Source organism: Phenylobacterium sp. (assembly GCF_030693805.1).
Lineage (GTDB): Bacteria > Pseudomonadota > Alphaproteobacteria > Caulobacterales > Caulobacteraceae > Phenylobacterium.
Map to the genome: position 1 here is coordinate 21,135 of NZ_JAUXZW010000373.1, position 6,166 is coordinate 27,300.

General features: G+C 66.8%; 6 protein-coding genes. 2 read left to right on the top strand and 4 right to left on the bottom strand.

All coding sequences use genetic code 11. The annotated features are described in order from the left end of the window. Positions 1-34: 34 nt before the first annotated feature. The 3 genes from Q8M88_RS14865 to Q8M88_RS14875 all read right to left on the bottom strand — a co-directional run bounded on the left by Q8M88_RS14865 (position 35) and on the right by Q8M88_RS14875 (position 2,978). On the bottom strand, positions 35-1,231 hold the full coding sequence (locus Q8M88_RS14865) for a transporter (RefSeq protein WP_305597938.1): 1,197 nt from the start codon (positions 1,229-1,231) through the stop codon (positions 35-37). A gap of 193 nt (positions 1,232-1,424) precedes the next feature. Next, the gene (locus Q8M88_RS14870; protein WP_305597939.1) at positions 1,425-1,976 is read right to left on the bottom strand and encodes a sigma-70 family RNA polymerase sigma factor; all 552 of its coding nucleotides are present in this window, start codon (positions 1,974-1,976) and stop codon (positions 1,425-1,427) included. Between the two features lie 501 nt (positions 1,977-2,477). Beyond that, positions 2,478-2,978 (bottom strand): NUDIX hydrolase, encoded by a 501-nt coding sequence (locus Q8M88_RS14875; protein WP_305597940.1) that lies wholly within the window; start codon positions 2,976-2,978, stop codon positions 2,478-2,480. Positions 2,979-3,099: 121 nt separating this feature from the next. On the opposite strand from Q8M88_RS14875, the gene Q8M88_RS14880 reads away from it, so the two are divergent. Together Q8M88_RS14880 and Q8M88_RS14885 are read left to right on the top strand one after the other, a co-directional pair. Then, complete coding sequence (locus Q8M88_RS14880; protein ID WP_305597941.1) at positions 3,100-4,734, top strand: EAL domain-containing protein; 1,635 nt, start codon at positions 3,100-3,102, stop codon at positions 4,732-4,734. Positions 4,735-4,845: 111 nt separating this feature from the next. Next, the gene (locus Q8M88_RS14885; RefSeq protein WP_305597942.1) at positions 4,846-5,175 is read left to right on the top strand and encodes a DUF6481 family protein; all 330 of its coding nucleotides are present in this window, start codon (positions 4,846-4,848) and stop codon (positions 5,173-5,175) included. A 91-nt stretch (positions 5,176-5,266) separates the two neighbouring features. Here Q8M88_RS14885 and Q8M88_RS14890 read toward each other — a convergent pair. Further along, on the bottom strand, positions 5,267-6,166 hold a 900-nt coding region (locus tag Q8M88_RS14890; protein ID WP_305597943.1), incomplete at its 5' end, for an ATP-binding protein.

Sequence of the window (6,166 nt, forward strand, 5' to 3'; positions counted from 1 at the left end):
GAACGGTGGGCGCCGCGCGCGCCTTGCGGCGGCCCTAGAAACGGTAGGGCACGCGCACGACCATGCGCATGTCGGGCGCGTCGCTGGTGACGCCGAACTCGAAGTTGTTGTTGAGCGTGACGCGTTCGCTGAGGCGGAAGGACCAGCCCATCAGCATACGCCCGACCTGCAGACTGTTGGACCGTTGCACGGTGTTTCCGAGGTCGGAGTCTGTCGGGAAGATGTAGCTGTGGCTGTAGCCCAGCGAGAACGAGAAGCGCGGGTTCAGCGCCAGGCCGAAGCCGAGCGTGGCGCTGATCGAGTCGCCCGGATCGATGCTGCCGACCGGCACCTTGCCGATGGTTTTGTTGATGTCCTTGGGCACGTTGTAGAGGTAGTCGAAGCTGCCGAAGATCACCGCTGGGTCGGTCGGATAGATCGCGGTCACGCCGGCGCTGACGCCCCAGAAGCCCGAACCGGTGGCCAGGTCCTTGGCGACGCCGAATTCGTCGTAGTTCACGTCGAAGGGGCCCACGCCGGTCGGCGGCTTGGCGCGCAGGTTGGCGACGAACACCGGCCAGCCGCGCAGGCCTGCGTTGATCTGATAGCGGGCGCTGACATCGAGATCGCCCCACTCCTGGCCCTCGAGCTTGATGGCGCGGGCTACCGTCTCATCGCGCTGCTGCACCGTGGTCACACGGTCCTGGCGATAGACGTAGGGGATGCTCGCCGACACTTCGATGCGGTTGGTCAGGCCGAAGCGGGCGGACAGGGCGCCGGTCAGCGAATCGCGGTCCGCGTCGTTGGCTTCGATGACCCCCAGCTGGATGCCCGGGACGATTTCGACGCCGCGGAACACCAGGCGGTTGGAGCTGGTGCGGGTGTATTCGATGGACGGATCGACGATCAGCGTACCGCGCGGGGTCAGCACGCCCATGCCCTCGGGGATGGCGGCGACTTCACGGGCGCGACGGTCAGTCGGCGGCGGCGCTTCGCCCACCGGCTGCTGCGTATCGTCGGCGGTCGGTCCGACCTGGGCGGCCGCGGCGTTCGAGGCCATGGTCAGCGGACGTTCCGTCTCGGCCAGTTCACGTCCGGCGCGGATATCGCTCAGCAGGCGCTCACGCTCGTTGTGAAGGCCGTTGAGCTGCACGGACTGGGCCTGGATCACCTGTTCCTGCGCCTGAAGGCGCCGTTCCTGGTCGGCCAGTCGCCGGTTCTGGTCTGCGAGTTGAGCCTCGATGTTGGCCAAGCGTTCGGCCGTAGAGGCGCTGACTTGCGCGAAAGCAGGCGCGCTCGCAGACAATAGCGCGAACGCGGCAGTCCCAGCCATCAACAGGCGAGCAGTCTGTGAAGACCCGGAAGCCAACGAAGTCATGTGAGATGCACCGGCGGTTTAGTCGACAGGGGTAGTACCAAACTGACCGGTATTAGTTCAGGAGCCGTTAAACAAATGCCGGGCGCCCGTTAACGGTGGACGCAGTTTGTTTTGGCTCATTTGGCGCCGATCCCGCAAGGTCGAAATCGGTCAGTTTGGCCAATCTCTCGCGGGCGCGGTTCACGCGGCTCTTCATCGTGCCGACTGCACATCCCGTGATCTCCGCAGCCTCCTCGTAGGTCAGCCCAGCGGCCACCACCAGAAGCAACGCATCGCGCGTGTCCTTGCTCAGGTGACCCAGCGCCTCCAGCAACTCGTCATAGACCAGCCGCCATTCCTGATCGGGGTTGCAGATGAGCTGAGCGGCGAGCTTTCCGTCCACATCCTGGACCGTGCGCCAGCGGCGCTCCGACTGAGTGTAGAACGTGTTGCGGAGGATCTTGTAGAGCCAGGCCTTGAGGTTGGTCCCGACCCGGAAGCCTGAGCGGAACTGCCAGGCCCGAACCAGAGCGTCCTGCACAAGGTCGTCGGCTTCAGTGCTTGATCGTGTCAGGGCGATCGCATAGCCGCGCAATGGCGGAATGAGAGAGATAACTTCATCCCTGAATGGATCTGACATCCCGACCTCCGACCCCTTGGCGAACGACGCAGATCGTCACTTTCGCCAAACCTGGATAACGGCCGCCGCCCCCGTACAGCCCGCCTTCGATCCGATGCCCTACCGGGCCCCCGCGTCGATGGCGTACAAAGCTAATAGTCCGTTAATTCGATGTACTCAAGCCCTGAAATCGGTCCGAAAGGTGATCGGAAACAGGTTCTGCGACCGTAATCGGGCAAACATGTGTCAGTTTTGTAGTGCCAGTTTGACACAAACACCAGAGTGAGATTCCCGACATAGCGCACCGTGCGGCTCAACCGCGGTGACAACTGCATCCGAAAGCTTCACCTTGGCCGATCCATACTAATGGTGTCTGGCCGCGCGACATGCCCAACAAATTGCGTATCACAGTCCACGACCGTCAAATGGGCTGCGCAGTGGCCGACGCAAGGCTTGGAGCTGGCGAATCGAGGCGCGACCCCGACATCGACGCGCATCGATCTAGCAGTGCCCGGAAAACGGTCAAATATTGTTCAGCGCCCCAGGGGCGGTGATCACCAAAGGTTCACGCGGAAGTCGTCCAGCGACGATGTCGGGTGCGAGGTACGCGAACGCCTCCGGGTAGACGGGTTCACCGCAGGCCAGCAGGTCGTCCAGTCGCCACCAGCGGATATCGTCGACCAGCCGCCGTTCCACCTCGTCCCACCCCTCCCGACTGGGCTCAGCGCCGGCGCAATGGGCTACGAAATAGGTTTCGCAGAACAACACCGCTTCGCCGCCTTCCAGCGCCAGCACGCTCTCGCGCAGCCATACTGCTGGGCCCAACACGACGTCGCTGAAACCGGTCTCTTCGAACACTTCGCGCGAGGCCGCCTGCTCAAGCGTCTCATCCGGATCGGCCCCGCCGCCAACAGTGAACCACGCCCCCGGCGCATCGGGCCGGCTGGGCAAGCGGCCCTTCATCAACAGGATCCGGCCGTGCGGATCGAGCAACAGCACCCTGGCGGTTCGGCGTTCGCGCATGGGCCTCAATACAAGTCCCCCGACAGCCGATCCAGCCGCCCGAACACCCGCGTCGCGGCAACCGGGAATTAAGCTTGAGCGGGCAGTGTGCTCGTCTAGCGGCGAAAGGAGCCGATCAGCTTTGTCGCTCGGCGCCCATCGCCTTCTCGGCTTCGCCTTCGCCGGCGCCGACCTCCTGTTGGAGATCGGCCCCAGCGGTTCGATAGACCTCGCGGTCGGCGCCAGTGAAGCGCTGTCGGGCTCTGCCGAAACCCAACTCGTCGGCAGGCCGCTGCGCGACTTCATTGACGCGCGCGACCAACCGATGGTCGACGCCTTGTTCGATGCGCTGCAGGCCGGCGCGCGCGCAGGTCCCGTGCTGGTGGAGCTCAAGAGCGCGGCCGGGGCCGAGCCGCGCGCGGCGACCCTGCGCGCCTGCCGGTTGCCGCAAAACGGCGGCGCGACCTCCTGCACCCTGTCGCGGGCGGGGAAGCCTGCGCCCCGAAATCAAAGCGGCCTGCACGACAAGGCCGGATTCGAAACCCTCGCGGCCACCCTGTTCGAGACCGCCCGGGCGACCGGGGTGGAACTGGAGCTCGCGCTGGTGGAGATGGCCGGCTTCGCCCAGGCGCGCTGCGCGCTGGCGCCCGATGCGGCCAAGGACGCCGAACGCCGCATGGCGGGCCTGTTGCGGGCGCAGTCGCATGGCGGTTCGGCCGCGGCTGAGCTGGGCGGCGACCGCTACGCCCTCGTGCGTCAACGCACCGCCGAAGCGCCGGGGCTGCTGGCCAAGCGCATGGCCGACCTGCTCGACCTGCCGCCCCCGCACACCGTCGACGCCGGCGGCGCCAGCCTGCCGCTGGACGACGACCCCTCGGCCGGCAAGGTGCTGCGCGCGATCCGCTTCTCGCTCGACAGCTTCATCCGCGACGGGTTGGACCTGGACAACCCGATGACGTTGGGAGAGGCCGTGCAGGCCTCCCTGCGGCGAACCATGATGGAGGCCGGCGCGCTGGGAGAAGCCGTGGCCCGCAAGAACTTCCGGCTGGTCTATCAGCCCGTCGTCGATCTGAAGGCCGGCGGCGCGCTGCACCACTACGAGGTGCTGGTCCGCTTCGGAGCCGAGGCTAGCCCTTTCCCGATCATCCGCATGGCCGAGGAACTGGACCTTATCGAGCCCCTCGACCTGGCGATTTTGGAACGCACGGTGGAACGGCTGACCACCTCGCAAGACCTGACGCTGGCGGTGAACATCTCCGGGCGCACGATCTGCAGCAGCGACTTCGTCGAACAGGCGCGCCGCATCATCCGTGGGTCGGGCGAGGCGCGACATCGGCTGATCTTCGAGCTGACCGAGAGCGCGGCGATCGACGACCTTGGGTTGGCCGACCGCCACCTCCAGGCGCTTCGCGCGGAAGGCTGCCGGGTGTGCCTCGACGACTTCGGCGCGGGCGCGGCCTCCCTTGCCTACTTGCAGCAGCTCAGCCTCGACGTGGTGAAGATCGACGGCCGCTATATCCGCGAACTCCAGCACGGCGGTCGCGGTGCGACATTCATCCGTCATCTGGTGCGCATGTGCGCGGAGCTGGGGGTCAAGACCCTGGCCGAGATGGTCGAGACCCCCCAGGCGGAAGAAGCGGTGCGACGCGCCGGCGTCGACTTCGCGCAGGGCTGGCTCTATGGCTCGGCCGCCGACGAGCCGGCCTTGCCGCTCACCAAGCTGGCGGCCCCGGTCTCCCCAGGTCGCCGCCGCGGGGCCGTCGAAAGCTGGGGCTGACCCTCAACTTTTTGAGCGCCGCAACGGCGCAACCGGACTTGAGGGACGGCGGTTATCCGCTAGATGTGACGCCTTCAGACCGGTCATCGGGCCGGGTCAGCTGGATCCGAGATGAGAGACCTCAAGAACAACAGTTTCGCCGACCGCGCCGCAGCCGCCGCCGCGGCCAAGCAGGCCCTGCTGGCCAAGTTCCGCCCCAAACCCACGGTCACCGACCCGAACCTCGCTCAACGTCAGGCCGAAAAGGCCGCTGAGCTGGAACGAGTGCGCACCGAGCGCCAGGCCGCCAAGGCCGCCAAGCGTGAACAGGTCGCGATCGAAACCGCCGCCACACAAGAAGCCGAGGCGATCGACCAGGAAGCCCGTGACCTGGAGCTGAAGGCCGCGCAAAAAGCCGCCCGCGACGCGCGCTACGCCGCCCGCAAGCAGAAACGGAAGTAAGGCCTGCCGCTCGCAGCGATCTCGTCGCTTGCTTCTCGCCTTGCGAAAGAAAGAACCGTGGTCCCGCTCGCCGCTGAAAACGCGGTCCGTCTCACGCCGCCTTCTGGAGTTCCAGCTTCACGCGCTCGGCGAGCGTCTTGATGTCGATCGGCTTGGGCAGGAACGAGATGTTGCGCTCGCCTTCCAGCAGGTTCGAGAACTCCGCCTCCGCGTAGCCGGAGATGAACATCACCGGCGCTTCGCCCAGGTACTGGCGCGCCTGCTTGAGCAGGTCAGGGCCCTGCATGCCCGGCATGACCACGTCGGAGATCATCAGGTCGATGGTGCCAGCGTGCTCCTCCGCGAGCTCCAGAGCCTCTTCGCCGCTGGCCGCCTCGATCACCTCGTAGCCACGGGCGCGCAGCAGCTTGGCGGCCACGCCGCGCACCGCGTCCTCGTCCTCGACGAACAGGATCCGCCCGGCGCCCGACAGGTCGCGCGCCGCTGGCCTGGTGAGCTTCACCGGCTCCGCCGCCGCGGCGATCTCGCTGGCCGTGGGGATGTGCACCGGCAGGAAGATGCGGAACGCCGCGCCCTCGCCGGGCTTGGAATGGACGTGGATCCAGCCGTCCGATTGCTTGACGATGCCGTAGACGGTGGCCAGGCCCAAGCCTGTGCCCTCGCCCACCGGCTTGGTGGTGAAGAACGGGTCGAAGATCTTGTCGATCACCTCGGACGGGATGCCGGGGCCGTCGTCTGACACCTCGATCAGCGCCTGCGGCCCGACCGCGCCGGCATAGCCCAGGGCGGCTGCCTCGGCCTCCGTGACCCGCGCGGTGCGGATGCGCACGGCGCCGCCGCCATGCGCGCGCACGGCGTCGCGGGCGTTGACCGCGAGGTTCATCACCGCGGTCTCGAGCTGGCCGCGGTCGGCGCGCACCTGCGGCAGCTCGCGCCCGTACTCGGTCTCCAGCTTGACGTCTTCGTAGAGCACCCGGCGGAGCAGCACCTC